The organism is Pseudacidovorax sp. NFM-22 (genome assembly GCF_021401245.1).
In the GTDB taxonomy this organism is placed as follows: domain Bacteria; phylum Pseudomonadota; class Gammaproteobacteria; order Burkholderiales; family Burkholderiaceae_C; genus Xenophilus.
In genome coordinates this window covers 1,046,500-1,070,964 of the sequence record NZ_JACBFY010000002.1, presented here as the reverse complement: position 1 = coordinate 1,070,964, position 24,465 = coordinate 1,046,500, and the positions used below count along the sequence as shown (strand labels likewise).

General features: G+C 72.2%; 23 protein-coding genes. 16 read left to right on the top strand and 7 right to left on the bottom strand.

Going from position 1 to position 24,465, the window contains the following annotated elements:
* Positions 1 to 121: 121 nt before the first annotated feature.
* The 4 genes from L0984_RS10510 (at position 122) to L0984_RS10495 (ending at position 5,724) form a co-directional block, all read left to right on the top strand.
* Entirely contained in the window at positions 122 to 2,794 is a 2,673-nt protein-coding gene (locus L0984_RS10510; protein ID WP_234193627.1) for a LuxR C-terminal-related transcriptional regulator, read from the top strand.
* A 156-nt stretch (positions 2,795 to 2,950) separates the two neighbouring features.
* Positions 2,951 to 3,778 carry a crotonase/enoyl-CoA hydratase family protein gene (locus tag L0984_RS10505; RefSeq protein WP_234193626.1) on the top strand — a complete coding sequence of 276 codons (828 nt, stop codon included), beginning with the start codon at positions 2,951 to 2,953 and terminating at the stop codon, positions 3,776 to 3,778.
* A gap of 114 nt (positions 3,779 to 3,892) precedes the next feature.
* Complete coding sequence (locus tag L0984_RS10500) at positions 3,893 to 5,122, top strand: nucleoside recognition domain-containing protein (RefSeq protein WP_234193625.1); 1,230 nt, start codon at positions 3,893 to 3,895, stop codon at positions 5,120 to 5,122.
* Positions 5,123 to 5,214: 92 nt separating this feature from the next.
* A complete protein-coding gene (locus L0984_RS10495; protein ID WP_017758556.1) occupies positions 5,215 to 5,724 on the top strand; it encodes a flavin reductase family protein in 510 nt (169 codons plus the stop codon).
* Positions 5,725 to 5,898: 174 nt separating this feature from the next.
* Here the strand turns inward: L0984_RS10495 and L0984_RS10490 are convergent, their stop codons facing one another.
* The 3 genes from L0984_RS10490 to L0984_RS10480 form a co-directional block, all read right to left on the bottom strand.
* Positions 5,899 to 7,296, bottom strand: a complete 1,398-nt coding sequence (locus L0984_RS10490) for an aldehyde dehydrogenase family protein (protein ID WP_234193624.1) — start codon at positions 7,294 to 7,296, stop codon at positions 5,899 to 5,901.
* 165 nt (positions 7,297 to 7,461) lie between these two features.
* Positions 7,462 to 8,400: an isopenicillin N synthase family dioxygenase gene (locus L0984_RS10485; protein ID WP_234193623.1), complete on the bottom strand. Its 939-nt coding sequence runs from the start codon at positions 8,398 to 8,400 to the stop codon at positions 7,462 to 7,464.
* A 79-nt stretch (positions 8,401 to 8,479) separates the two neighbouring features.
* Entirely contained in the window at positions 8,480 to 9,199 is a 720-nt protein-coding gene (locus L0984_RS10480; RefSeq protein WP_234193622.1) for a GntR family transcriptional regulator, read from the bottom strand.
* A gap of 125 nt (positions 9,200 to 9,324) precedes the next feature.
* On the opposite strand from L0984_RS10480, the gene L0984_RS10475 reads away from it, so the two are divergent.
* From L0984_RS10475 to L0984_RS10445, 7 genes are all read left to right on the top strand, one after another.
* The gene (locus L0984_RS10475) at positions 9,325 to 10,344 is read left to right on the top strand and encodes a Bug family tripartite tricarboxylate transporter substrate binding protein (RefSeq protein WP_234193621.1); all 1,020 of its coding nucleotides are present in this window, start codon (positions 9,325 to 9,327) and stop codon (positions 10,342 to 10,344) included.
* 13 nt (positions 10,345 to 10,357) lie between these two features.
* A complete protein-coding gene (locus tag L0984_RS10470) occupies positions 10,358 to 11,107 on the top strand; it encodes a sulfite exporter TauE/SafE family protein (RefSeq protein ID WP_234193620.1) in 750 nt (249 codons plus the stop codon).
* Positions 11,108 to 11,135: 28 nt separating this feature from the next.
* Positions 11,136 to 12,551 (top strand): amidohydrolase family protein, encoded by a 1,416-nt coding sequence (locus L0984_RS10465; protein ID WP_234193619.1) that lies wholly within the window; start codon positions 11,136 to 11,138, stop codon positions 12,549 to 12,551.
* Positions 12,552 to 12,612: 61 nt separating this feature from the next.
* Positions 12,613 to 13,503, top strand: coding sequence for a DMT family transporter (locus L0984_RS10460; protein WP_234193618.1), 891 nt, complete (start codon positions 12,613 to 12,615; stop codon positions 13,501 to 13,503).
* 82 nt (positions 13,504 to 13,585) lie between these two features.
* On the top strand, positions 13,586 to 14,521 hold the full coding sequence (locus L0984_RS10455; RefSeq protein ID WP_234193617.1) for a glutaminase: 936 nt from the start codon (positions 13,586 to 13,588) through the stop codon (positions 14,519 to 14,521).
* Positions 14,522 to 14,540: 19 nt separating this feature from the next.
* Positions 14,541 to 15,443 (top strand): 2-dehydropantoate 2-reductase, encoded by a 903-nt coding sequence (locus L0984_RS10450; protein ID WP_234193616.1) that lies wholly within the window; start codon positions 14,541 to 14,543, stop codon positions 15,441 to 15,443.
* Positions 15,440 to 16,627, top strand: coding sequence for an MFS transporter (locus L0984_RS10445; protein WP_234193615.1), 1,188 nt, complete (start codon positions 15,440 to 15,442; stop codon positions 16,625 to 16,627). Before L0984_RS10450 ends, L0984_RS10445 begins: the two co-directional genes overlap by 4 nt.
* On the opposite strand, the gene L0984_RS10440 is transcribed toward L0984_RS10445, so the two are convergent.
* From L0984_RS10440 to L0984_RS10430, 3 genes are all read right to left on the bottom strand, one after another.
* A complete protein-coding gene (locus L0984_RS10440; protein WP_234193614.1) occupies positions 16,591 to 17,181 on the bottom strand; it encodes a DUF3253 domain-containing protein in 591 nt (196 codons plus the stop codon). The genes L0984_RS10445 and L0984_RS10440 overlap by 37 nt on opposite strands.
* Positions 17,182 to 17,192: 11 nt before the next feature.
* Entirely contained in the window at positions 17,193 to 18,251 is a 1,059-nt protein-coding gene (locus L0984_RS10435; protein WP_234193613.1) for a phosphotransferase enzyme family protein, read from the bottom strand.
* Positions 18,252 to 18,392: 141 nt separating this feature from the next.
* The gene (locus L0984_RS10430) at positions 18,393 to 19,520 is read right to left on the bottom strand and encodes a citrate synthase/methylcitrate synthase (protein ID WP_234193612.1); all 1,128 of its coding nucleotides are present in this window, start codon (positions 19,518 to 19,520) and stop codon (positions 18,393 to 18,395) included.
* Between the two features lie 86 nt (positions 19,521 to 19,606).
* Here L0984_RS10430 and L0984_RS10425 point away from each other — a divergent pair, with 86 nt between their 5' ends.
* Positions 19,607 to 20,773: a citrate synthase gene (locus tag L0984_RS10425; RefSeq protein ID WP_234193611.1), complete on the top strand. Its 1,167-nt coding sequence runs from the start codon at positions 19,607 to 19,609 to the stop codon at positions 20,771 to 20,773.
* 47 nt (positions 20,774 to 20,820) lie between these two features.
* Here the strand turns inward: L0984_RS10425 and L0984_RS10420 are convergent, their stop codons facing one another.
* Positions 20,821 to 21,798, bottom strand: a complete 978-nt coding sequence (locus L0984_RS10420) for a LysR family transcriptional regulator (RefSeq protein WP_234193610.1) — start codon at positions 21,796 to 21,798, stop codon at positions 20,821 to 20,823.
* A 68-nt stretch (positions 21,799 to 21,866) separates the two neighbouring features.
* On the opposite strand from L0984_RS10420, the gene L0984_RS10415 reads away from it, so the two are divergent.
* From L0984_RS10415 to L0984_RS10400, 4 genes are read left to right on the top strand one after another with little or no spacing between them, the layout of a single operon-like run.
* The gene (locus tag L0984_RS10415; protein WP_234193609.1) at positions 21,867 to 22,442 is read left to right on the top strand and encodes a GAF domain-containing protein; all 576 of its coding nucleotides are present in this window, start codon (positions 21,867 to 21,869) and stop codon (positions 22,440 to 22,442) included.
* A gap of 27 nt (positions 22,443 to 22,469) precedes the next feature.
* Positions 22,470 to 22,877, top strand: coding sequence for a VOC family protein (locus L0984_RS10410; RefSeq protein WP_234193608.1), 408 nt, complete (start codon positions 22,470 to 22,472; stop codon positions 22,875 to 22,877).
* Positions 22,874 to 23,665: an alpha/beta fold hydrolase gene (locus L0984_RS10405; RefSeq protein WP_234193607.1), complete on the top strand. Its 792-nt coding sequence runs from the start codon at positions 22,874 to 22,876 to the stop codon at positions 23,663 to 23,665. Before L0984_RS10410 ends, L0984_RS10405 begins: the two co-directional genes overlap by 4 nt.
* A complete protein-coding gene (locus L0984_RS10400) occupies positions 23,662 to 24,462 on the top strand; it encodes an ABC transporter ATP-binding protein (RefSeq protein WP_017761082.1) in 801 nt (266 codons plus the stop codon). Before L0984_RS10405 ends, L0984_RS10400 begins: the two co-directional genes overlap by 4 nt.
* The last annotated feature ends 3 nt before the right edge of the window (positions 24,463 to 24,465 follow it).

Genomic DNA, 24,465 nt, shown 5'->3' with positions numbered 1-24,465 from the left:
TGAAAGCCGGGGGCAGTCTAGGAATCGCCCCTTCTTGCGGCCATCGTCCAAACCGACGAAAGTGGCCGGCCGCCACCGCGCGGCCCCTTGTCACTCCGCGCCACGCGCGCCGCCTCGTCCCATGTCCGCCCCGTCGCCTTCCGTGCCCGTCCAGCCCGCCAAGCTCAGCCCGCCCGCGCCACCCGCGGCGCAGGTGCTGCGGCAAGCCATCGCGCGGCAGGTGCACGAGGCGGCCCGCGCGCGGCTGCTGCTGGTGCGCGCGCCGGCCGGTTTCGGCAAGACCACGGCGATGCGCCAGATGCGGGACCGCTTCGAGGCCGAGGGCATCGCCACCGCCTGGCTCACCCTGGATAGCGCAGACAACGACGTGCCGCGTTTCCTGCAGGGCCTGGGCGCGGCGGTGCAGGCGCTGGGCATCGAGCCCGCCCCGGGCAGCGGCCTGGGTGACCCGATCGCGGCCCTGGGTCATGACGCACTGCCCTTCGCGCTCTTTCTCGACGACTTCGAGGTGCTGCAGTCGCCTGCCGTCATCGGGCTGGTGCGGCAGCTGCTCGACGGCCTGCCGCGCCAGGGCCAGTTGGTGATCGGCTCGCGCAGCTTGCCCGACCTGGGCCTGGGCCGGCTGCGGGCCCGCGGCCAGTTGCTGGAGATCGATGCCGCCCTGCTGCGCTTTTCGGCCGCCGAGGCGGAGGAGTTCTTCCGCCTGCGTGGCGAAGCCCTGCCGCGCGACACGCTGGAGCGCCTGCTGGCCAAGACCGAGGGCTGGGCCGGCGCGCTGTGGCTGGCCTCGCTGGCACTGCAACGGCATGGCGCCGCGGGCAGCGACTTCGTCGAGCGCTTCTCGGGCTCCGACCGCGCCGTGGCCGATTACCTGGCCGAGGACGTGCTCGCCCAGCAGAGCGAGGAGGTGCGCGACTTCCTGCTGCGCACCAGCGTGCTGCGCGTGCTCGACGCGCAGGTCTGCGCCGCCGTGGCGCCGCGGGCCGACTGCGCGGCGCTGCTGGCGCAGCTGGAGGCCGGCCATCTCTTCCTGGCGCCGCTGGCCAGCGATGCCCGCAGCTACCGCTACCACAGCCTGTTCGCCGACTTCCTGCGCGGCCAGCTGGCGCGCGAGCGGCCCGGCGACGTGGCACGGCTGCACCTGGCGGCCTCGGGCTGGTACGAGGCCCAGGGCCGGCCGGTGCCCGCCATCGACCATGCCATCGATGGCGGGGACCATCCGCATGCGCTGGCCCTGCTCGCGCGCCATGCCGAGCGCTTTCTGGAGGAAGGCCGCATGCGCCTGCTCGACCGCTGGTTCGCCGCGCTGCCGCCCGAGCAGCTGGCCGGCCAGCCGCTGCTGCAGATGGTGGCCACCTGGGCCGAATGCTTCACCCGCGGACCCTGGCAGGCGCTGCAGCGGCTGCAGGCCAGCGGCTGCGAGACCAGCGAGGACGCCGCCGTGCGCGCCCACGTCAACGGCCTGCAGCCGCTGCTGCTGGCCATGATGGACCATCCCGAGGACGCCTACCCCGTCGGCCATGCCAACCTGCGGCGGCTGCCCACCTGCCGCGCCTTCGCCGACAGCGCGCTGGCCAATGCCATGGCCTACATCGTTTCGGTGATGGGCGAGCAGCACGAGGCCCATCGCCTGCTCGACGCCGCGCGCCGCAGCCAGGCCGGCAGCATCTTCAACCGCATGTACACCGAGGCCATGGAAGGCGTGCTCGACCTGGCCGAGGGCCGGCTGCGCCAGGCCGCCGCGCGCTTTCGCGTGGCCCTGTCCGCCACGCCGCGCAGCGCCTCGTACAACCCCACGCAGGGCAATGCCTGGGCCGGCGTGCTGCATGCCGGCGTGCTGTACGAAGGCGACGACCTGGCCGGCGCCGAGCACCTGCTGAGCGTGTACCTGCCGCTGGCCCGCGACGTCGGGCTGCCCGACCACGTGATCGCGGCCTACCGCATGCGCGCGCGCATCGCCTTCCTGCAGGGCGACGTGGACAGCGCCTTCCAGCTGCTGACCGAGCTGGAATACCTGGGCCACGACCGCCAGCTGCCGCGCGTGGTGGCCAGCGCCAAGCTGGAGCATGCGCGCCTGCTGATGCTGCAGGGCAACCGCGATGCCGCTGCCGACATGCTGGAGCGCGCCGACGATGCCGCCGTGTGGGACCGCGTGCGCCGCCTCAACCTGCCGGCCCACCCGGTGGACGACATCGCCATCGGCCGCTGGCGCTGGCAGCTGCGCTTCGGCGACGCCGAGGCCGTGCGGCAGGCGCTGGCCCCCGCCATCGCCGAGGCCGACACGCTGGCCCGGCGGCACCGGGCGCTCAAGCTGCGCGTGCTGCTGGCGCTGGCCCAGGCGCGCGCAGGTGCCGCGGCGGAGGCGCAGGCGGTGCTGGCCGTCGTGCTGGCCGAGACGGCGCGCGAAGGTTTCGTGCGGCTGCTGCTGGACGAGGGACCTGCCTTGGCGCCGCTGCTGCGCGCCCTGCAGGCCGACCGTGCCCGGCTGGACGAGGCCGGGCCCATCTATGCCGACCATGTGGCGCGCCTGGCCGCCGCCTTCGGCGAGGTGCACGAGGACGAGTCCGCCGCCGGCGACGCCCCGCCCGCACCGCTGGCCGAGCCGCTGACCCGCAAGGAGATCCGCGTGCTGGAGCTGCTGGCCGCCGGCTACTCCAACGCGGCCATGGCCGAGAAACTGTTCGTCTCGGACAGCACCGTGCGCACGCACCTGCGCAACATCAACCTCAAGCTCGGCGCCCGCAGCCGCACGCAGGCCGTGGCGCTGGCGCGGCAGGCGGGGGTGGTGCGGTAGGGCGTCGCCGAGGACGCGCTCATGGGAATGCGAACGCATGGCAGGCGCGCCGCTCTGCCCTTCGACGGGCTCAGGGCGAACGGAACAAGTCTTCTTGCCGGGTGCCACCATCAGCACGGCGCCGGCCGCGGTCCTTTTCGAACAGGAGTCCTGCCCATGACCGATCGCTCGTCATCCCCGCCGCCAGCCAGCGTGCACTACGCCGCCGACGGCCCCGTCTGCACCATCACCCTCGACCGCCCGCACAAGCGCAACGCGGTCGACGGCGCCACCGCCGAAGCGCTGCGACATGCCTTCGAACGCTTCGAGGCCGACGACGCGCTGCGCGTGGCGGTGCTCACCGGCGCGGGCGGCCACTTCTGCGCCGGCGCCGACCTGGCGGCCGCCACCGACCCCGAAGCGCGCAATGCGCTGGATGCCCGCGGGGAGGGCCCCGGCCCCATGGGCCCGACGCGCATGGCGCTGGCCAAGCCGCTGATCGCCGCCATCGAGGGCTATGCCGTGGCCGGCGGGCTGGAGCTGGCCCTGCTGGCCGACCTGCGCGTGGCCGCCGACGACGCCGTGATGGGCGTCTTCTGCCGCCGCTGGGGCGTGCCGCTGATCGACGGCGGCACCGTGCGGCTGCCGCGCCTGATCGGCATGGGCCGGGCGATGGACCTGATCCTCAGCGGCCGGCCCGTGCCTGCCGACGAGGCGCTGGCCATGGGCCTGGTCAACCGCGTCGTGCCGCGCGGCAGCGCCCTCACCGCCGCCCAGGCCTGGGCGCGCGAGCTGGCGGCCTTTCCCCAGCAATGCATGCGGGCCGACCGCCGCTCCGCCTATGCGCAGTGGGACCTGCCGCTGGACGAGGCACTGCGGCAGGAGGGCGCGAACGGCGTGCCGGTGTTCTTTGCCGAAGGTGAGGCGGGCGCTGCGCGCTTTGCGGCGGGGGCGGGGCGGCACGGGCGCTTCGGCGAGGCGCCGCCGGCCAGCGACCCGGCCTGAGCCTGGCGCAGCGCCGAGGGCCGCTGCGTCATAGGCCCAGAGGCCCAGAGGCCAAGGCGCCTCCTATGATGCCCCGCTCCTGCCTATCCTCCGCCCCCGGCGCGCCTCCCACCCATGCTCAACGGCCTGTGGCTGTCCTTCTTCCTCGTCGCCGCCGTGGCGGGCTTTTCGCGCTGGCTGGTGGGTGGCGACGCGACGGTCTTCGCCGCCATGGTCGAGGCGCTGTTCGCCATGGCCAGGCTGTCGGTGGAGATCATGCTGCTGCTCTTCGGCACGCTCACGCTGTGGCTGGGCTTTCTGCGCATCGCCGAGGCGGCCGGCCTGGTGGCGCTGCTGGCGCGGGCGCTGGGACCGCTGTTCCGGCGGCTGATGCCCGAGGTGCCGGCGGGCCATCCGGCGCTGGGCCTCATCACCATGAACTTCGCCGCCAATGCGCTGGGCCTGGACAACGCGGCCACGCCCATCGGCCTGAAGGCCATGCGCGAGCTGCAGACGCTCAACCCACGGCCCGACACGGCCAGCAACGCGCAGATCCTGTTCCTGGTGCTCAACGCGTCCTCGCTCACGCTGCTGCCGGTGACCATCTTCATGTACCGCGCGCAGCAGGGCGCGGCCGATCCGACGCTGGTCTTCCTGCCCATCCTGCTGGCGACCAGCGCGTCGACGCTGGTGGGGCTGTTGTCGGTGGCGCTGGTGCAGCGCCTGAAGCTGTGGGACCCGGTGGTGCTGGCCTACCTGCTGCCCGGCGCGGCGCTGCTGGCGGGCTTCATGGCGCTGCTGGCCACGCTGTCGGCGCAGGCGCTGGCGCAGCTCTCGTCGCTGACGGGCAACCTGGTGCTGTTCGGCGTCGTCATCGCCTTCCTCGTGGTCGGTGCGCTCAGGCGGGTGGCGGTGTACGACCGCTTCGTCGAGGGCGCCAATGAAGGCTTCGACGTGGCCAAGGGCCTGCTGCCCTACCTGGTGGCCATGCTCTGCGCCATCGGCCTGCTGCGGGCCTCGGGCGCGCTGGACCTGCTGCTGGACGGCATCCGCTGGTGCGTGGCGCAGACGGGCTGGGACACGCGCTTCGTCGATGCGCTGCCGACCGCGCTGGTCAAGCCCTTCTCGGGCAGTGCGGCGCGGGCGCTGCTGATCGAGACCATGAAGACCCACGGCGTGGACAGCTTCCCCGCCCTGGTGGCCGCCACCATCCAGGGCAGCACCGAGACGACCTTCTACGTGCTGGCGGTGTACTTCGGGGCGGTGGGCATCCAGCGGGCGCGGCACGCGGTGGGCTGCGCGTTGCTGGCCGAGTTGGCCGGTGTCGGCGCCGCGGTCGCCGTCTGCTACTGGTTCTTCGGGTGAGGCGCCGGGCCTGCCCGACCCTGTCACCGCCCCCGGCAAGCGGCCTGCGGGACAATGCCGGCCGACCGCCTCCCGCCACCAGGCCCTCTTCCGTGACCGCACCCCTCCAGGCCCAAGCGCCCGACTTTTCCGCCGCCGAGTTCCGCGCCGCCCTGGGCATGTTCGCCACCGGCGTGACCATCATCACGGCGCGGGCCGCGGATGGACGGCTGGTGGGCTTCACGGCCAACTCCTTCAACTCGGTGTCGCTGACGCCGCCGCTGGTGCTGTGGAGCCTGGCGCGCAGCGCGGGTTCGATGCCCGACCTCAGCGCGGGCTCGCACTACGCGGTCAACATCCTGGCCGCCAGCCAGAAGGCGCTGGCCGAGCGCTTCGCCGCACGCGGGGTGGACCGCTGGGAGGGCGTGGACTGGGCACCGGGCGTGGCCGGCGCGCCCGTGCTGGAGGGCTGCGTGGCCAGCTTCGAATGCTTCAACCGCAGCCGTTATGAAGAGGGCGACCACGTCATCTTCGTGGGCGAGGTGGAGCGCTGCGCCCACCGGGCCGGTGTGGCGCCGCTGCTGTTCCACGGCGGGCGCTTCTATACCGAACATCCGCTCTAGGGATGCGCTTCACGGATGCGCGCGCCGATTGGTGAAGCGCATCCCCAGGGCGTCGAGGGTCGGGCGAAGGCGCCTTTGGAGCGGGCTTCGACAGGCTCAGCCTGAACGGCCCCCGGGGCTCCAAAAGCTGCAGTGAAACGCCGGCCGGCGTCCTGGCTGGCGTCCGGGCCGGCGTCAGCCGCGCCGGCGCATCGCGGCCAGCAGCCGCTCGGTGCGCGGCCCGTAGGGCGGATGCAGCAGACCGCCCAGCGACCAGCGCGACTGCGCCAGCACCGCCTTCTCGTGCGTGAAGCGCAGGAAGCCGGCCTCGCCATGCGAGGCACCCCAGCCGCTGTCGCCCACGCCGCCGAAGGGAAGACGGGGATGGGCAATGTGCACCAGCGTGTCATTGACGGTCACGCCGCCGCTGGTGGTCTGCTGCAACAACACATCGCGCGCCGCGCGGTCCTCGCCGAACCAGTACAGCGCCAGGGGCCGCGGACGGTCGTTGATGAAGCGCACCGCCTGCGGGGCGTCCTCGCAGGCCAGCAGGGGCAGCACCGGCCCGAAGATCTCTTCCTGCATCAGAGCCATGTCGGGCGTGACGCCCAGCACCAGGCGCAGCGCCATCTGCCGCGCGTCGACGCCGTCGGTGCCCAGCACCCGCACGCGGGCGCCGCGCGCAACGGCCTCGGCCACCAGGCGTTCCAGCCGCTCGGCATGGCGGGCATCGATCAGCGCCGTGTAGTCGGGATTGCCGCCCACGGCCGGGAACATGCGCTGCACGGCCCGCTCGAGCGCGTCCGCCAGCGCCGTGTGCATCGCTGCCGGCGCGAGCAGGTAGTCGGGCGCGATGCAGGTCTGCCCCGCGTTGAGCAGCTTGCCGTGGGCGATGCGTGCCGCCGCCTCGTCGATGCGGCAGGACGGGTCGATGACGCAGGGCGACTTGCCACCCAGCTCCAGCGTGGTGGGCGTGAGGTTGGCCGCCGCCGCCGCGGCCACGTGGCGGCCCACGGCGGTGGAGCCGGTGAAGAAGAGATGGTCGAAGGGCAGTCCGGCGAATTCCGCCGCCAGCGCGGCGTCGCCGTTGATGACGCAGAACTCGTCGGCCTCGAAGTGGCGCGCCACCAGCTCGGCCGTGAGCGCCGAGGTGCGCGGCGTGCGCTCGCTGGGCTTGAGCATCACCCGGTTGCCCGCTGCCAGCGCCGAGGCGGCCGGGCCCAGCGAAAGCAGCAGGGGATAGTTCCAGGGCGAGAGCACGCCCACCACGCCCAGCGGCTGGCGCTGGATCCAGGCGCGTGCCGGCTGCAGCGTGAGCGGCGTGCGCACCCGCCGCGGGCGGGACCAGGCGCGCAGGTGCCGCAGCGCGTCGGCCACGCCCTCGCGCAGCAGCAGCATGTCGGCGATCTCGGTCAGTGGAGCGGAACGCACGCCGAAGTCGGCCTGCACCGCCTGGGCGAGCGCCGCGCCATGCTGCTGGAGCAGGCCGCGCATCCGTAGCAGGCGATCGCGGCGCAGCGGGAGCGCCGCCTCCGGCTGGGCGCGGCTCGCGGCGTGCTGGGCGTCGAACAGGGCGTGGAGCGCAGGCGTCATGACAGGGGACCGTGTCGAAGAAGGTGCCGCATCATGCCGCGTGCCGGCCGGCCGCGGTGGCCGGCCGCGGCCCGCGCCGCTGCGCTCGGCAGCGTCAGCCCCCGCGGGAGGGGCTGGAGCCAGGCCGCGCCGCTGCGGCCCGGCGGCAGCCGACGCATGCGCCTGTCAAGCCGCCGGCACGGTCGCGGCAGCACCGTAGGTGGCCGCGAAACGGGCCTGCAGGTAGGCCTGCGTCGTGACGGGCGCATGCCGCGGCGTCTCGCCCGGCGGCACGCAGCTGGGGATGGCGCTGACCAGCGCATCGGGGTTGGGGTCGAGGAAGAAGGCGATCGAGTAGCGCTCGGCCGCCGGCCGTACGACCCGGTGGGGCGTCGACAGGTAGACGTCGTTGGTCCAGCGCATCAGGCAGTCGCCGATGTTGCAGACGAAGGCGCCGGGCAGCGGCGGCACGTCGATCCATTCGTCGCGGGCACGGCCCTGCACCTGCAGGCCCGAGACACCGTCGGTGGCCAGCAGGGTGACGTTGCCGTAGTCGGTGTGGGCCCCGGCCCCCACGCCGGCGTCGGCCGCCGCGCCGGCGGGATAGTGCAGCAGGCGCAGCGTGGCCAGGGGCTGGTCGATCTTGTCGGCGAAGAAGTCCTCGGGCAGGCCCAGGTCCAGCGCGAAGGCCGCATGCAGCCGCGTGGCGGCGGCGAAGACCGCATCGAAGTAGGCCTGCACCGGCGCGCGCCAGCCGGGCAGGGCGGGCCAGGCATTGGGCGGGCGCGTGGCCTCGTCGGTCCAGATGAGGTTGAAGGCCTCCTTCTGGTCGGCGCCGCGCTTCTCGTCCAGCGCCTCCACGCCCATGCCCACGTAGCCACGGTTGTGACTGAGCGTGGCATAGGCCAGCGCGGCCTTGTCGGCCACCGGCTGGGCAAAGAACGCGCGGCTGGCGGCGAAGGCGCCGTCGATCACTTCGGCCGGCACGCCGTGGCCGGTGATGGCGAAGAAGCCGATGTCGCGGCAGGCGGCGCCCACCTCGGCCGCCACGCGGCGGCGCGCGTCGGCGTCGGGCGAGGCGAGGGCGGCGATGTCGATGACGGGGATGGTGGAGGCAGCGGTCATGGCGACGGGCAAAGGCGTTGAGGAAGGTCGGCAGGCAATCGTGACGCGGGGGGCCACGCAGGCAGGTTGGCGGGCCCGTCTAGCGTTGCAGGCTCAGCCGGTAGCGGAAGGTGTCGGCGCGGTAGACGGCGCTTTCCACATGCACCGGCGTGCCGGTCTGGTCATGCACGACGCGTTCCACCTCCAGCACGGGCGCGCCGGTTTCGAGCTTGAGCAGGCGGGCATCCGCCGCGCGGGCGGTGCCAGCGCCGATCTCCAGGTCGGCGCGCCCGACGGCGACGCCGCCCTCGTGCTCGAACACGTCGATCAGGTCGCGCTGGGAGAAGTCCACCCGCGACAGGCGCTCGCCCAGCGTGGCCAGCAGCCAGGAGTTGTTGACCGACAGCGGCTCGCGCGCCAGGTAGCGCACGGTCTGCAGGTGGTAGACGGTGGTGTTGCCCGGCAGGCCCAGCTTCTGCGCCACGGCGGCCGGCGCCCGCACCTCGCGCCAGGCCAGGCGCTTGTTGCTGACCGCGCGCGCCTCGGCGGCCAGCGCCTCGTTCAGGCCCTGCAGGCGATTGAGGCTCTGCGCCGCTTTCGGGTGCGAGACGAATGCACCCTTTCCGTGCAGCTTGACGATCAGGCCCTCGGCCTGCAGCGCGCCGAGCGCCTGGCGCACGGTGATGCGGCTGACGCCATGGGCCGCCTGCAGCTCGGATTCGGAGGGCAGCTTGTCGCCCGGTTTCAGTCGGGCGTCGAGGATGGAGGCACGCAACTCATCGCGCAGGCGGGCGTGCAGCGACTGGGGAATCTCAGCCAAGGCGCGGCCCTTCCGCATGGCTGGCATGCCGCTTGCATCGCTTGTTATAACTTGTCATAACGAGTAGATTCTCGCACCGTCAAGGTGCTCTTCCATCCTTCAACGCCACCGAACGAGGAACGACCATGGCCCGTCCTGCCCGCACCGCCCATTCCCTGAGCTTCACCCGCCGCACCCTGGCTGCCGCCCTGGCGGCGGGCATGGCCCTGGCCGCATTGCCCGGCGCCGCACAGGCCCAGGCCTGGCCGGCCAAACCGGTCACGCTGATCGTACCGTTCGCGGCCGGCGGCGGCGTCGATGCGACGGCCCGCCTCATCAACGCCAAGCTGGGCGAGGTGCTCGGCCAGCCCGTGGTGATCGACAACGTGGCCGGCGCCGCCGGCACCATCGGCACGCAGAAGGCCGCCCGCGCGCCGGCCGACGGCTATACCCTGCTGTTCGCCGTGGCCAGCCCGCTCAACGTGGCGCCGCTGGTGGCGCCCTCGGCCGTGCGCTACGACACCTTCAAGGACTTCGCGCCCATCGCCACCGTCGGCTTCTCGCCCTTCGTGCTGGTGGGCAAGCCGCAGCTGCCGGCACAGAACACGGCCGAGCTGATCGCCTATGCCAAGGCTCATCCGGCGCAGCTGAACTTCGGCACCGACGGCGTGGGCACTTCGCTGCACGTGACGGCCGAGCTCATCAAGCAGCGCGCCGGCATCGACATCGTGCATGTGCCCTACAAGTCGGGCCCGCAGGTGCTGACCGACGTGGCCGGCGGCCAGCTGGACCTGGCGGTGCTGCCGCTGTCGCTGGCGCTGCCCTTCATCAAGGACGGCAAGGTCAAGGGCCTGGGCGTCACCTCCGCCGCCCGCGCGCCCATCGCGCCGCAGGTGCCGGCCCTGGCCGAGACGCCGGCGCTCAAGGGCTTCGAGCTCGACTCATGGCTGGGCATCCTGGCGCCCGCCAACGTGCCGGCGCCGGTCGCCGCGAAGCTGGCCGAGGCCATCCAGACCACGATGAAGGACCCCGAGGTGGTGCGCCGCCTGGGCGAGATCGCCGTGCGCCCCGTCGTGACCACCGGCCCGGCCTTCGGCGACTACCTGAAGAAGGAGCGCCAGACCATTCAGGACGTGGTCACCAAGGCCGGCATCAAGGCTGAATGAACAGAAGCACCGCATGCCGCTGATCGCCCACGCCTGGATCGTCGCGCCGCTGCTGCTGGTGGCCGGCGCGTTGATCGGCGCAACGGGCATCGGTGGCGTGCTGGTGGTGCCGCTGCTGACCACGCTGGGCGGCATCGTGGCGCCGCAGGCCATCGCGGCCTCGTCGCTGGCCTTCTTTCTGCCGGCGCTGGTGGCACTGGGGCCGCTGCGGCAGCGGCCCGAACTGGCACGGCGTTGCTTGCCCTTGCTGGCGGGTGCGCTGGGCGGGGCCGTGGTCGGCGCGCTGGTGGTGCGCTGGCTGCCGGTGCAGGTGCTGCTCGCCGGCGTGACGGCACTGGTGCTGCTGGCAGGCTGGCGCGGGCTGCGGCCTTCGGCCGGGGCCAGTGCGGCGTCGGCGCCCATGCTCGGTGCCGCGCCGCTGACCGCTCTGGGCGCCGTCGTGGGCCTCGGCTCCGCATTGACCGGTACCGGCGGCCCGGTGCTGCTGCTGCCGCTTTTGATGCTGCTGCGCCAGCCGCTGGTCTTCGCGGTGGCGGCGGCGCAAGCGGTGCAACTGCCCGTGGCCATCTCGGCCAGCACCGTGCATGCGCTGGCCGGCCGGCTCGACTGGCGCCTGGCGTTGATGTGCGGCCTGCTGCTGATGATCGGCAGCCTGGCCGGCCAGCGCGCGGCGCGGCGCCTGCCGGTCGCACAACTGCAGCGGGCCGTGGCCGTGCTGCTGCTCGCCACCGGCGGCTGGTTTGCCGTGTTGATCCTGAAGTGAAAGCGGCCGTCGCAGGCCTTGCCGTTCCATGCTCTCTCCCGAATCCCTCCAAGCCGCCGGCGACGCGCCCCTCCTGATCGCCCCCGGCCAGCTGCTGCAGCCGGACGGCATGAAGCAGGGCCTGGCCGTGGCCGTGCAACACGGCCGCTTCACGCAGGTTGGCCCCGTCGACGAGGTGCGCGCCGCGCATCCCGGCCTGCCGGTGCAGGACATGCCCGGCCATCTGCTGATGCCGGGCCTCATCGACACCCACACCCACCTCACGCAGGCCTTCGGCAAGTCGCTGGCCTTCGGCGAGCCCTCGGAGATCTTCCGCCGCATCTGGGTGCCGATGGAAGGCGTGCTGGACGAGCACGCCGCCTACCTGTCGACCAAGCTGGCCGCGCTGGAGTCGCTGCGCGGCGGCTTCACCACCGTGGTCGATGCCGGCACGCGTTCCGAAGAGGGCCTGGGCGGCGTGGCGCGGGCTGCGCGCGAGGTGGGCATCCGCTGCGTGCTGGGCCTGATCTGCAACGACGCCGACAACACCGAGGGCGAGGCTGGCGCGCGCCGCATCCTCGACCGCGCGGCGGGCTTCCTGGCGGCGCACGAGCACGACCCGCTGGTGCATCCGTCATTGGCCATCTCCATCCCCGAGGCCGCCACCGACCGCATGCTGCACGACGTCGCGGCGCTCACCCGCGAGGCCGGCGCGCGCTTCCAGACCCATGTGAACGAGCACCTGGCCGCCGTCGAGCGCTCGCTGGTGGCGCGCGGCCTGCGTCCGCTGGAACTGCTGCATGCCGTGGGCGCCCTCAACGAGAGCGGGCTGCTCGCCCACGCCACGCTGCTCACGCCGCGCGAGCTGGGCCTGTTGCGGGACAGCGGCGCCGCCGTGGCCTACAACCCCGTGGCCAGCGCCTGGAAGGGCAATGCCGTGCTCGACGCCGGCCTCCTGCAGATGCTGGGCGTGCCCTTCGGCCTGGGCACGGACGGCACCCGCGCCGATGCGCTGCGGCTGATGGACGCGGCAGAGATGGCGCAGCGCCTGACGCAGGGCATCGCCAAGGGCGACTCCTCCTGCGGCGGTGGCTGGACCTGGCTGGACCATGCCGCGCACGAAGGCGCGCGCGCCGCGGGCCTGGGCCACATCACCGGCCGCATCGAGGCCGGCCATGCGGCCGACTTCCTGCTGCTGGACGTGGACGTGCCCGAGTTCGTGCCCAGCTGGGACCTGGGCTGGGAGCTGGTGCGCTTTGCCAACCGCGACCAGATCGACGCCGTCTTCGTGCAGGGCGCGCTGCGGCTGTGGCAGGGCTGGCCGGTGGACTGGGACGCCCGGGCGCTGATGCGCGAGGTGGCCGCCATCGCCCGGCGCGACGTGGCGCGCGCGCCCATCCAGCGGGTGCATGCCACGTCGGACGCGCACCGCGCGCAGGCCCTGCACGCGCCCAGCAGCATTTAGCCCCGCGGGCTAGGATCGGCGGCTGACCCCAGAAGACCGCCGAGACAACACCGCCCGCTGCATGACCGATCGCAAAGACCACCTCGACACCCGTGCCCTCCTGATCCTCGTCGCCTGCTGTGCGTTCTGGGGCCTGCAGCAGATCCTCATCAAGACCACCGTGGCCGAAGTACCGCCCATGTGGCAGGCCACGCTGCGCATGGTGGGGGCCACCGTGCTGCTGCTGCTGTGGTGCGCGGTGCGCGGCGTGGCGCTGTTCCGGCGCGACGGGACGCTGGCGGCCGGGCTGCTGGCAGGGCTGCTGTTTTCCGGCGAGTTCATCTGCATCTATCTGGGCCTGCAGCTGACCACCGCCTCGCGGCTCACCGTCTTCCTCTACACCTCGCCCTTCTTCGTGGCCCTGCTGCTGCCGCGGCTGGTGCCGGCCGAACGGCTGCGGGGCGTGCAGTGGATCGGCCTGGCCCTGGCCTTCGCGGCCGTGGTGGTGGCCTTCAGCGAAAGCCTGGGCCATGCCCAGCCCGGGCAGTTGCGGGGCGACGCGCTGGCCCTGCTGGCCGGCCTGCTGTGGGGCCTGACCACGCTGGTGATCCGCAGCAGCCGGCTGGCCACGGCCAGTGCCGAGAAGACGCTGTTCTACCAACTGGCCGTCACCGCCGTGGTGGTGCCTGTGGCCTCGCTGGTGCGCGGCGAGACCTGGGGCCTGGGCTATTCGGCCTATGCCTGGACCTCCATCGCGGCCCAGACCTTCATCGGCGCCTTCGCCAGCTACCTGGCCTGGATGTGGCTGCTGCGGCACTACCCGGCCACCCGCATCTCGCCCTTCACCTTCCTCACGCCGCTGTTCGCGCTGCTGTTCGGTGTGCTGCTGCTGCGCGAGCCGCTGACGGCGCAGCTGGTGGCCGCACTGGCGGGCGTGTCGGTGGGGCTGGTGCTGCTCAACCGACGGGGCTGAGCCCGGCCGTGCAAATTGAAGAAAATTTCTTCGATTTGCAGGAGCTGACGACCGCGCCACCACAACCCCCAGCTTCATATTGATGACCACCTCCGTCGACTTCCAGGCCGTCCTCGACGACATCGTCCACACCCTGCAGCCCGAGGCCGGGCGCGAGGGCAAGGTCGCCAGCTACATCCCCGCTCTGGCCCGCGTGGACGCCCGCCGCTTCGGCATCGCGCTGCGCACCTGCGACGGCCACGAGGCCGTGGCAGGCGATGGCGATGTGCCCTTCTCGATTCAGAGCATCTCCAAGCTCTTCTCGCTCACGCTGGCCATGCGGCACATGCCCGAGGCCGAGCTGTGGGCGCGCATCGGCCGGGAGCCCTCGGGCAATCCCTTCAACTCGCTGGTGCAGCTGGAGAGCGAGCAGGGCAAGCCGCGCAACCCTTTCATCAATGCCGGCGCCATCGCCGTGGCTGACCGCATCGTCGAGCTGTACGGCGCCGATGCGCGGGGCACGCTGCGCGGCTTCCTGAGCCACCTGGCGGGCGAGCCGGTCGTCTTCGACGAGGAGGTCGCCGCCTCCGAGGCGGCCACTGGCCACCGCAACCTGGCCCTGGCCCATTTCATGAAGAGCTTCGGCAAGCTGGACCATCCGGTGGCCGAGGTGCTGGACCTGTACTTCCACCAGTGCGCGCTGGCCCTGAGTTGCCGCCAGTTGGCCCGCGCCGCCAGCTACCTGGCCCGCGACGGCGCCCATCCTGCCAATGCCGACGAGCAGGTGGTGACCGAGCGGCAGGCGCGTCGCATCAATGCGCTGATGCTCACCTGCGGCACCTACGACGCGGCGGGCGAGTTCGCCTTCCGCATCGGCCTGCCCTGCAAGAGTGGCGTGGGCGGCGGCATCGTGGCCGTGGTGCCCGACCGGCTGACGCTGTGCGTATGGTCGCCCGCGCTCGATGCCACGGGCAACTCGCACCTGGGCATGAAGGCCCTCGAACTGTTCGTGGCCCGCACCGGGCTGTCCGTTTTCTGAGGATGCGAAGGAGCGAAGGATGAAGGTCGCAGTCATGGGCGCCGGCGCGGTCGGCTGCTACTACGGGGGCATGCTGGCCCGCGCGGGCCATTCGGTGGTGCTGATCGGCCGCCAGGCTCATGTGGAGGCGGTGCGCGCCAGGGGCCTGCGCATGCAGACCACGCGCTTCGACGAGCAGGTGCCGCTGCAAGCCGCGACCGGGCCCGAGGCCGTCGCTGGCGCCGACCTGGTGCTGTTCTGCGTCAAGTCGCCCGACACCGAGGCCGCGGGCGAACAGATGCGCGCGCATCTGCCGCCCGGTGCGCTGGTTTTGAGCCTGCAGAACGGCGTGGACAACGCCGAGCGCCTGCAGGCCGTGCTGCCGCAGCAGACGGTGGTGCCGGCCGTGGTCTATGTCGCCACCGAGATGGAAGGCCCCGGCCACCTGCGCCACCACGGCCGGGGCGAGCTGGTGATCGGCCCATCGGCGCGCAGCGCCGATGTCGCGGCCCTGCTGGAGGCCGCCGGCGTGCCCACCGAGGTGTCGGCGCAGGCCATCGGCGCGCTGTGGGCCAAGCTGATCCTCAACGCCGCCTACAACGCGCTGTCGGCCATCGCACGCCAGCCCTACGGCGTGCTCTACCCGGCGCCGGGCATGCTGCCGACGCTGCGTGCCATCGCCGACGAATGCCTGGCGGTGGCCCGCGCCGATGGCGTTCAAGTGCCGGGCGATCCGTATGCGGCGGTGGACGCCATCGCGGCCACCATGCCGGCGCAGTTCTCCTCCACCGCGCAGGACCTGATGCGCGGCAAGCCCACCGAGATCGACCACATCAACGGCTACGTGGTGCGCCGCGGCGATGCGCTGGGCGTGCCGGTGCCGCTGAACCGCCTGCTGCACAGCCTGGTGAAGCTGCTCGAAGCAGAACCGGCGGCACGATGAACCGCAACCTCTGGCTGCTGACGGCCCTGCAGGGGCTGTTCCTCACCAACAACGTGACCTTCATCGCCATCAACGGCCTGGTGGGGCTGGCGCTGGCGCCCTACGGCTGGATGGCGACGCTGCCGGTGATGGGCTATGTGGTGGGCGGCGCGCTGTTCACCGCGCCGGTGGCCTGGGTGCAGGGGCGCTTCGGGCGCAAGGCCGGCTTTGCGCTGGGATTGGCGGTGGCGCTGGGCTCGGCCCTGCTGTGTGCCTTCGCGGCCTGGACGCGGCAGTTCTGGCTGCTGTGCACCGCCACGCTGCTGGCCGGCTACTACTCGGCCAATGGCCAGCTCTACCGCTTCGCCTCGGCCGAGCTGTGCGCGCCGGCCATGCGCAGCAAGGCGGTGTCGTACGTGATGGCGGGCGGTCTGATCGGCGCCATCGTCGGGCCCAACCTGGCTGCCCGCACGCGCGACCTGACGGCCGCGCCCTTCGTCGGCGCCTACCTGGCGCTGGCCGTCGTCGCGCTGCTGGCCATGGGCCTGCTGGCCCTGATGCGCTTTCCGCCGCCGCTGGCCGCTTCGTCGGCCTCGGCCGGCCGCAGCGTGGCGCAGTTGCTGCGCCAGCCCACCTTCCTGGTTGCGGCGATGGGCGGCGCGCTGGCCTATGGCGTGATGAACCTGCTGATGGCGGCCACGCCGCTGGCCATGCAGCAGTGCGGCCTGCCCTTCTCGGACGCGGCCTTCGTGCTGGAGTGGCATGTGATCGGCATGTTCGCGCCCGGCTTCTTCACCGGCCACCTGATCCAGCGCTTCGGCACGCTGCCGATCATGGGCACGGGCGTGGTGCTGAACATGCTGTGCGTGGCCATCGCGCTGTCGGGCGTGGAGTTGCACCACTTCACCATCGCGCTCTTCCTGCTGGGCGTGGGGTGGAACTTCCTGTTCACCGGCAGCACCACGCTCTCGCTGCAGTCGCACACGCCGCAGGAGCGCAACCGGGCGCAGGGGGCGATGAACTTCCTGCAGTTCGCCGTGCTGGCGGGCACCTCCTTCGCGTCGGGTGCGCTGGTCACCACGCGCGGGTGGACGCTGCTGAACCTGGGCTCGCTGCTGCCGCTGGCGCTGATCGCCGCGGCGCTGCTGTGGCTGGGGCTGCGTCCGGCTCAACCTTCCGGCAACGCGGCGAACCAGTCGCGGTAGGGCGTGTTGCGGGCCATGCGGCGGTTGAAGTCGGGCGCGCCGTCGGTCCACCACACGGGCCCGCGCTCACCCAGGGCGCGCTTGGTCTGGTCCACCTGCTCGCGCGCGGCCCGGCGTTCGGCTTCGGAGCGGCGGCCGCGCAGGGCGCGGCGGGCGTCCATCAGTTGCCGCACCAGGGCGTCGCGTTCCTCTTGCGGCAGGCCTGGATTGGCCTTGCGCCACAGCCGGCCGCGCACGACGAAGTAGCGGCCGTCGGGCGTGCTGGGATGTCCTGCCGTGTCGGTTTCGGCGGAGGTGGTCGATGCCGCGCGGCCCAGCCGGATCGGGCCACGCAGTTCGGCGTCCGGCGACAGCGCCTGGCCACGCTGGCGGATCTCCAGCCGGCCCTGCCGGGCCATGTCGAGGGCCACGGCACGCACCTGCGGCATCAGTGGCCGCCAGTCCTCGGCCGACAGGGCACGGGCCACTTCCGACGGACACACCGTCGCCTCGGCCGCGCGTTGCGACAGCAGGTCGGCAATGGCGAGGCGGACGGTGGCGTCGGTCGGGCGCATGACGGGCATCGTCACACGGGCGGGCCCACCCCGCTGTCGGCAGACGCCGGGCCCAGATCCAGCGTCTTCCAGGCCGCCATCACCTCGACCTGCTTGCGCAGCCAGTCCTCGGGCGCCGCGCTGGTTCCCCAATGGTGCAGGCGGCCGACGGCCTCGCCCAGGTTCCAGAGATGGCGCAGCTGGATGAACAGCGGCAGGGCCGCCAGGTCCGCCTCGGTGACCACGCCGCCGGCAGCGCGGTAGCCGGGCAGGTAGTGCGCCCAGCGCTCGCGCAGCGTGTCGTCGATTTCGCGCAGGCCCTTGCGGAACAGATAGGACCAGGGCATCACGCCCAGGTCGTAGGCCAGGAAGCCCGGGCCGGCATCGTCGAAGTCGAAGAAGACCGCGCGCTTGCCGCCCGCGTCGTCGGCCGCCACATGGTTGTTGAAGCCATGGGTGTCGCCATGGCACAGCACCCGGGTCAGCGTGGGCTCGGCCGCGGCCAGCTCCTCCAGCAGGGCGCCGATCAGCGATTCGTAGCTGGCGAGCACGCCGGCGTCGAGGCCCGGGTAGGCCCGCAGCCAGGCCAGCGTCCGGCCGGCCATGCCGTGGCCATCGAGTGGGTAGAGGCTGGGCGGCCCGGCGTAGTCGCGCGCCGCGGCATGCAGGCGGGCCAGCGCCTCGCCGGTCGCGGCGAACTCGTCCAGGGCGTCCGGCACCGCGCCTTCGACGTGGTGGAAGAGTGCCAGCGCGCGCTCGCCTTCGGGACATTGCAGTCGCACATGCGAGCTGCCCGCCGCCGTGTCGACGGAAGCAGCCACGCCCACCCCGCGGCCTTGCAGGTGCGCGAGCAGTGCGGTCTCGAACTCGACGTTGAACGGGCCCCGTGGGCGGAGGGTGTAGAGCCGCGCCACATGCCGGGCGCCGCCCGCCACGCGCAGGGCGTAGTTGTCGTTGAGCCCGCGGCGGATCAGCGCACAGTGCTCGACGGCCAGCCCGTAGTGCCGCTGCACCCACGCCGCCACAGAGCGCGCGGCGACCGTGGTGTGGGTGGGGACGAGCTCGGGATCGTACGGGTCGGATGGGGCCATGGTTCGCTTTCTGCCGCCCATGCCACCGAGCGCCGGATGCGCGGGGGTCGACACGGGGCGCGGAGTCTAAGGGGCGTTGGCTTCGGCGATGCCAAAGACGCCGGGCCCCATGGCACGCCGCGCGGCCTCGCGCCGTCGCCGTCAGACCGCGGCCGGCTCGGCCGCCCGGGCGACGACCGTGGGTGCTGGCCCGACGTACACCGACTGCGGCCGGATCAGCCGCCCGCGCTGCACCTGCTCGCGCGCATGCGCCACCCAGCCACCGACCCGCCCGGCCGCGAAGACGGCGGTGAAGGCCTCGCGCGGCAGGCCCACGGCTTCGAGCAACAGGGCGGTGTAGAACTCCACATTGGTCTCCAGCACGCGGCCCGGCTTGCGGGCCTGCAGCGAGGCGAGGGCGGCGCGCTCCACGGCCTCGGCCAGCGCGACGCGGCCGGCCTCCACGCCGCCGGCCTGGGCGAGGCCACGCAGGGCCTTCTTCAACGCGTCGGCCCGCGGGTCGCGCACGCGGTAGATGCGGTGGCCGAAGCCCATCAGCCGCTCGCCACGGTCCAGCGCGGCCTCCAGCCAGCCCGCGGCCGCATCGGCATGGCCGATGGCGTCGAGCATGTCCAGCACCGGCCCCGGCGCGCCGCCATGCAGCGGGCCCTTGAGCGCGCTCAGGCCCGCGAGCACGGCCGAGGCCAGGCCCGCGCCCGTGGACGCGACCACACGCGCCGCGAAGGTGGAGGCGTTGAGGCCGTGGTCGGCCACCGTGACCAGGTAGGCGTCGAGCGCCGCCGCCTGGGCCGACGTGGCCGGCCGGCCAGACACCATGCGCAGGAAGTCGGCCGCATGGGAAGCCTCGGGCTCGGGCACAAGGGCCGGCTCGCCCACCTTCCAGCGCAGCACCGCCGCCGTGAAGACGACGGGCGCCGCCACCAGGCGCAGGGCCGTGGACAGGTCGTCGCCATCGGGCACGCGGGCGAGCAGGGCGCGCATGGCTTCCAGCGGCGTCAGGGCCGACAGCGTGGCGCGATCGTCCGCGCGCAGCAGGGCCGCGACGTCGGTGCGCGCATGGCCCAGCGCAAGGGCCAGCTCCGGCGCCGCAGGCAGCTGCGCGAAGAAGTCCTGCCAGAGCAGCGCCAGAACCTCTTCGTAGCGCCAGCGGCCAGCGATGTCGTCCAGCGCATGGCCGCGCAGCACCAGCCGGCCCGCAGCGCCGTCCACCTCGGACAGCACCGTGTGGGCCGCCACCACGCCCTCGAGCCCGTTGTCGTCGTCCGTCATGTCGCAGCCTTTCGTGTGTCGTTGGGGATGCGAGGCATTGTGGAAACCGCACAATGTTGACGTCAATCTTGATTCATTTCATCAACATGACCGCTGCCGAGAAGCTCCCGCTGTGGCTGCCTGCCGCCGATGCCCTGGCCTTGCTGAAAGTGCGTCCGCAGACGCTCTATGCCAACGTGAGCCGCGGTCGCATCCGCACGCGGGCCGACACGGCCGACCCGCGGCGCAGCCTCTACCACCGCGACGACGTGCAGCGCCTGGCCGCGCGCCGGCAGGGCCGGCGCAGCGACGCGGTGCTGGCAGGGGAGGCCATCCAGTGGGGCGAACCGGTGCTGGCCTCGGGCCTCTCGACGGAGGTGGCCGGGCGGCTCTACTACCGCGGGCAGGATGCCTGTGCGCTGGCAGAAGAGGGCACGCTGGAGCAGGTGTCCGCGCTACTGTGGGACGGGCCGGCGCATCCCTTTGCCTCGCCGGCATCACCAGGCGCACCGGCTTCGTCCGCCGCCCCACTCGCGACCGCGATGACGGCGCTGGCGGCGCGTGCCGCGGCCGATCCGCCAGCACGCGGCCGGGGCCGCCCCGCACTGCTCCATGAAGCAGCAGGGCTCATGGGCCTGCTGGCCGATGCACTGGCCGGCCCGTCGCGCGGCGAGCGCGTGCACGAGCGCTTGGCCGCCGCCTGGCGCCGGCCGAAGGCGGCCGACCTGATCCGGCGCGCGCTGGTGCTGCTGGCGGACCACGAACTCAATGCCTCCACCTTCGCGGCGCGGGTCACGGCCTCCACCGGCGCCTCGCTGGCCGCCAGCGTGCTGACTGGCTTGGCGGCGCTGAGCGGTCCTTTGCATGGTGGCGCCGCCCGCGCCACGCTGGGCCTCGTCCGCGCGGCCAAGCGCGAGGGCGTGGACGCGGCGATGCACGAATGGCTGTCGCTGGGCCGGCGGCTGCCGGCCTTCGGCCATCCGCTCTATCCGCAAGGCGATGTGCGGTGCCAGGCGCTGCTTGCCCACATCGACCTGCCTGCGCCCTATGCCGAGCTGCGGGAGGCGGGCGAGCGTCTGATGGGCGAGAAGGCCAACGTGGACTTCGCGCTCGCCGCCCTCACCACCGCGCACCGGTTGCCGACGCATGCCCCACTGGTGCTGTTCGCCCTGGCGCGTGCCGTGGGCTGGATCGCCCACGCGCTGGAGCAGCAGGCCACGGGCACGCTGATCCGGCCGCGTGCACGCTACACCGGGCCGGCACCGGGCGCCTGAGGACGGCAGCGCGGGGTACGGCCGCCTAGCGGCCGTACAGCTGACCATCAGGCAGGCTGCTGCTTCATGCGCCGGGCGGTGGCGACCACGACTTCACGCAGCGCCTGGACAGCAGGATGGCCGTCGAGGTCCTCGAGCGTGAAGAAGCTCACTGGTGGCAGGCTCCAGTTCAGGCGGTAGGGCAGCGCCGCCCACCCGCTGGCTCTTGCCATTTCCTCCATCACATCGCGCGCGAAGATCGTGACGGCGTTGGGCTCCTGGCGCAACACCGTCTCGATACTGCGAAGCGAGGTCGTCTCCAGGATGGGCAAGGGCGGCTGCACGCCGGCTCCGACGAACACCGCGTTGTAGGTGCGGCGCATGGGCGTGTTGGGGGGCGGGAGGATCCAGTCGAGCTGCGCGAGCTTCGCCCAATCGAGGGGCCCGCGCGAGAGCCGCTTCACGTTGCGTGCGCCAACGATCAGGCAGGGCTCCTGCGCGTAGATGGCCTGCTGGACGAGCCCGCCGGCATCGCCGTCATACGAGCGTCCGATGGCGCAGTCGATCTCGCGCGCCAGAACGTTCGCCACCAGTTCATCGGTGGTGCCTTCGCGCACCACCACCGAGATGCGCGGCGAGCGGTCGAGCAGGTGCGTCAGCGCGGCAGACATCAGCTGCTGGGGCACCTGCTGCGTCAGGCCCAGCCGCAGGCGGCCACTGCGGCCCGCTCCGATCGAGGTCAGCACACGCGTCGTGGCTTCGAGTTCTGCCAGCCACCGGCGTGCGTAGTGCAGCACGGCGTCGCCGACGGGCGTCGGCGTCATCCCGCGGGCGCTGCGCACGAACAGCGCACTGCCGAAGATGTCCTCGATCTCGTGCAGGGCCTTGGTGATCGCCGGCTGACTCAGCTGCATTTCGGCGGCGACACGGCCGAGGGACCTGTGACGGTCGATGGTTTGCAGCAGTGCCAGTTGCCGAAGCTTCAGGCGCGACAGCAGGGCGTGATGCAGCTCGGTGGCGGGGTCTCTTGCACTCGGCATGGCCATAACTTGACGGTTATCGGTTCATCAGAATTTATTTCATTTTGGTGAATTCGCGGTCCTAGACTTTTTGCATGCAAGCGCAAGAAACGACCGCCCCTTCCGCCGTCACGGCCGAATTTCTCGACATGCTGGCGGCTACGACCGACGCGCCGCAGGCGCTGGCGCTGATCGACGCCTGCCGCGACCGGATCGCGGGCGGCGGCATCTTCAGCATCCAGCAGAACGTGACATGCGCGGACGACGCACCCGGCCAGGTGCTGCTGCGGCGCTTCTACTCCTCCGCGTCGGGCACTTTTCCGGTGAATGGCACCAAGCGCAAGACGCTCACGCGCTGGACACATCGCCTGTTCGTCGAGGGCCGCCCCTTCATCGGTGAGGGCGAAGCTGAGCTGGCCAAACACTTTGACGACTTCGAGCAGATGCGGGCTTTCGGCCTGCGCAGCGTGGTCAACGTGCCTCTCATGCAGGGGCCGCTCTGCTACGCGACGTTCAACGTCTTCGGCACCGCCGCGCGATGGCACCCGGTGCAGGTCTTGAAATTCCGGCTGTTGGCGTTGGCAGCGGCCCGGTGGGTCCCCATCGCACCGGCACTGAGCTATCACTTCGAACCCACCGACCAGTCGGCGCACGCCGCCCTCAGCGCCTGAGCGCGCCGCAGACCCAGGAGCTCCCGCATGCCTGTTCACTCTCTGCACCACTTCACGATCCGCTGCACGCCTGACGAGCTGCCGCCGCTGACGGACTTCTACACCCGCGTCATGCGGCTGGTTGTGGGCGCGCGGCCCGACATCCCGGCGCCCGGCGCGTGGCTCTACGCCGATGGGCAGCCCATCGTCCATCTCTACGCTCATCTGGAGAGCGCCGACGCCCCCGCCCTGCCGGCCACCGGCCATGTGGACCACATCTCGTTTCGCGCGCGTGGCCTGGCGGAGATGCGCGCGCACCTTCGCGCGTCAGGCGTCGACTTCACCGAGGCGCCGATCCCTGGCTGGGCGATCCACCAGCTTTTCCTGCACGATCCACGCGGCCTGCGCATCGAGATGACCTTCTGGATGGACCAGGAAGAGGGAGCGACGGCATGACCCGCTTCGTCCAGGCCGGCGAGACGCGCATCGCTTGCGATGTCGAGGGCAAAGGCGACGCGCTGCTGCTCATGCACGGCGCCGAGGCATCGAGGCAGATGTTCAGCGCGCTGGTGCCACTGCTCGCGCCGCATTTCACCGTGATCGCGTACGACCAGCGCGACTGCGGCGAGACCGAGGCGCCAGAGCGTCCTGCCACCCTGGCCGACCTGGCCGGCGATGCGCAGCAGCTCCTGCAGGCACTGGGCTTCCGGCGCGCCCATGTGTTCGGCTCGTCCTTCGGTGGGCGTGTGGCACAGGCGCTCGCGCTGCTGCATCCGCGCGCGGTCGACCACCTCGTGCTCGGCAGCACCTGGCCGCTGCCGCGCCCCTACGAGGAGTTGTGTCCCGATGCGCCCCGGCTGGCCGCGCTGCGCGCCGGTCTGCCTTCCACGGCGGAGGAACTGGCCACCTGGTTCTTTCCCGAGGACTTCCTGCGCACGCGCCCGGAGCTGCGCCGCCTGTTCGCCGGCGCGCTGCCGGCATCGGTCCGCTCGGCACGGCGCGGCGCCACCGTGCGCACCACGCTGGAGCGAGGGGTGGCCGACATCGTCGCGCCGACGCTGGTGCTCGCCGGCGAACTCGACCGCGTGGTGCCGCCCGGCGTCACCCTGTCCATGGCTGGGCGCATCCGGAACGCGGACACCGTGTTGCTGCCCGGCGTGGGCCATGTCACGGCACTGCAGGCGCCGCAGGTGCTGGCCCAGCACATCGTTCGTTTCCTCCACCCTGAAGGAGCCAAGGCATGAGCACGAACCCCGAACGGGCCCGCGGACGCCCCGACTACATCCGCATCGAGGGCCTTTCCAAGCATTTCGGCGACGGCAGCGATGGCGTGCTGGCGCTGAAGGATGTCGACTGCAGCATCGAGCAGGGCAGCTTCGTCACGATCGTGGGGCCCAGTGGCTGCGGCAAGAGCACGCTGCTTCGCATCCTGGCCGGCCTGCTCGACTACGACATCGGGCGGGTCACCCTCGACGGACAACCCATCCACGGCACGCGACGCGACGTCGGCGTGGTGTTCCAGAGTTCGATCCTGCTGCCGTGGCGCACCATCCTGGAGAACGTCATGCTGCCGGCCGAGGTGCTGGGCATTCCGTTCAAGCAGGCGCGCGACCGTGCGATGCAGCTGCTGGCCATGGTGCGGCTCGAGGGCTTCGAGCACAAGCTGCCACGCCAGCTCAGCGGCGGCATGCAGCAGCGCGCCTCGATCGCGCGGGCGCTGCTGCACGATCCCAAGATCCTGCTGATGGACGAGCCCTTCGGCGCCCTGGACGCCATGACGCGCGAGCGCATGAACCTGGAGCTGCAGCGCATCTGGATGGAGAGCGGCAAGACGGTCGTCCTCATCACGCACTCCATTCCCGAGGCGGTGTTCCTCGGGGATCGCGTCTTCGTGATGTCGCCGCGCCCCGGCACGCTGGAGCGCGTGCTGACGATCGACCTGCCACGCCCCCGTGCAATGGACGTGATGTCGCATCCCGATTTCGCCGCCGCGTCCGCCTCCATCCGCGAACGCTTCTCCCACGCTGCCTCCTTCGACTGACCG

What these genes read in the sequence shown, in the direction of transcription:
- L0984_RS10485 (WP_234193623.1), bottom strand. Translation starts at nt 8,400, where the DNA reads ATGACCGCTGCCTCCACCATCCCCGTCATCGACATCGCCGCCCTCGCC.
- L0984_RS10450 (WP_234193616.1), top strand. Translation starts at nt 14,541, where the DNA reads ATGAAGGTCGCAGTCATGGGCGCCGGCGCGGTCGGCTGCTACTACGGG.
- L0984_RS10420 (WP_234193610.1), bottom strand. Translation starts at nt 21,798, where the DNA reads ATGGCCATGCCGAGTGCAAGAGACCCCGCCACCGAGCTGCATCACGCC.
- L0984_RS10445 (WP_234193615.1), top strand. Translation starts at nt 15,440, where the DNA reads ATGAACCGCAACCTCTGGCTGCTGACGGCCCTGCAGGGGCTGTTCCTC.
- L0984_RS10490 (WP_234193624.1), bottom strand. Translation starts at nt 7,296, where the DNA reads ATGACGCCTGCGCTCCACGCCCTGTTCGACGCCCAGCACGCCGCGAGC.
- L0984_RS10500 (WP_234193625.1), top strand. Translation starts at nt 3,893, where the DNA reads ATGCTCAACGGCCTGTGGCTGTCCTTCTTCCTCGTCGCCGCCGTGGCG.
- L0984_RS10510 (WP_234193627.1), top strand. Translation starts at nt 122, where the DNA reads ATGTCCGCCCCGTCGCCTTCCGTGCCCGTCCAGCCCGCCAAGCTCAGC.
- L0984_RS10440 (WP_234193614.1), bottom strand. Translation starts at nt 17,181, where the DNA reads ATGCGCCCGACCGACGCCACCGTCCGCCTCGCCATTGCCGACCTGCTG.
- L0984_RS10470 (WP_234193620.1), top strand. Translation starts at nt 10,358, where the DNA reads ATGCCGCTGATCGCCCACGCCTGGATCGTCGCGCCGCTGCTGCTGGTG.
- L0984_RS10460 (WP_234193618.1), top strand. Translation starts at nt 12,613, where the DNA reads ATGACCGATCGCAAAGACCACCTCGACACCCGTGCCCTCCTGATCCTC.
- L0984_RS10410 (WP_234193608.1), top strand. Translation starts at nt 22,470, where the DNA reads ATGCCTGTTCACTCTCTGCACCACTTCACGATCCGCTGCACGCCTGAC.
- L0984_RS10475 (WP_234193621.1), top strand. Translation starts at nt 9,325, where the DNA reads ATGGCCCGTCCTGCCCGCACCGCCCATTCCCTGAGCTTCACCCGCCGC.
- L0984_RS10425 (WP_234193611.1), top strand. Translation starts at nt 19,607, where the DNA reads ATGACCGCTGCCGAGAAGCTCCCGCTGTGGCTGCCTGCCGCCGATGCC.
- L0984_RS10415 (WP_234193609.1), top strand. Translation starts at nt 21,867, where the DNA reads ATGCAAGCGCAAGAAACGACCGCCCCTTCCGCCGTCACGGCCGAATTT.
- L0984_RS10435 (WP_234193613.1), bottom strand. Translation starts at nt 18,251, where the DNA reads ATGGCCCCATCCGACCCGTACGATCCCGAGCTCGTCCCCACCCACACC.
- L0984_RS10400 (WP_017761082.1), top strand. Translation starts at nt 23,662, where the DNA reads ATGAGCACGAACCCCGAACGGGCCCGCGGACGCCCCGACTACATCCGC.
- L0984_RS10465 (WP_234193619.1), top strand. Translation starts at nt 11,136, where the DNA reads ATGCTCTCTCCCGAATCCCTCCAAGCCGCCGGCGACGCGCCCCTCCTG.
- L0984_RS10430 (WP_234193612.1), bottom strand. Translation starts at nt 19,520, where the DNA reads ATGACGGACGACGACAACGGGCTCGAGGGCGTGGTGGCGGCCCACACG.
- L0984_RS10405 (WP_234193607.1), top strand. Translation starts at nt 22,874, where the DNA reads ATGACCCGCTTCGTCCAGGCCGGCGAGACGCGCATCGCTTGCGATGTC.
- L0984_RS10455 (WP_234193617.1), top strand. Translation starts at nt 13,586, where the DNA reads ATGACCACCTCCGTCGACTTCCAGGCCGTCCTCGACGACATCGTCCAC.
- L0984_RS10505 (WP_234193626.1), top strand. Translation starts at nt 2,951, where the DNA reads ATGACCGATCGCTCGTCATCCCCGCCGCCAGCCAGCGTGCACTACGCC.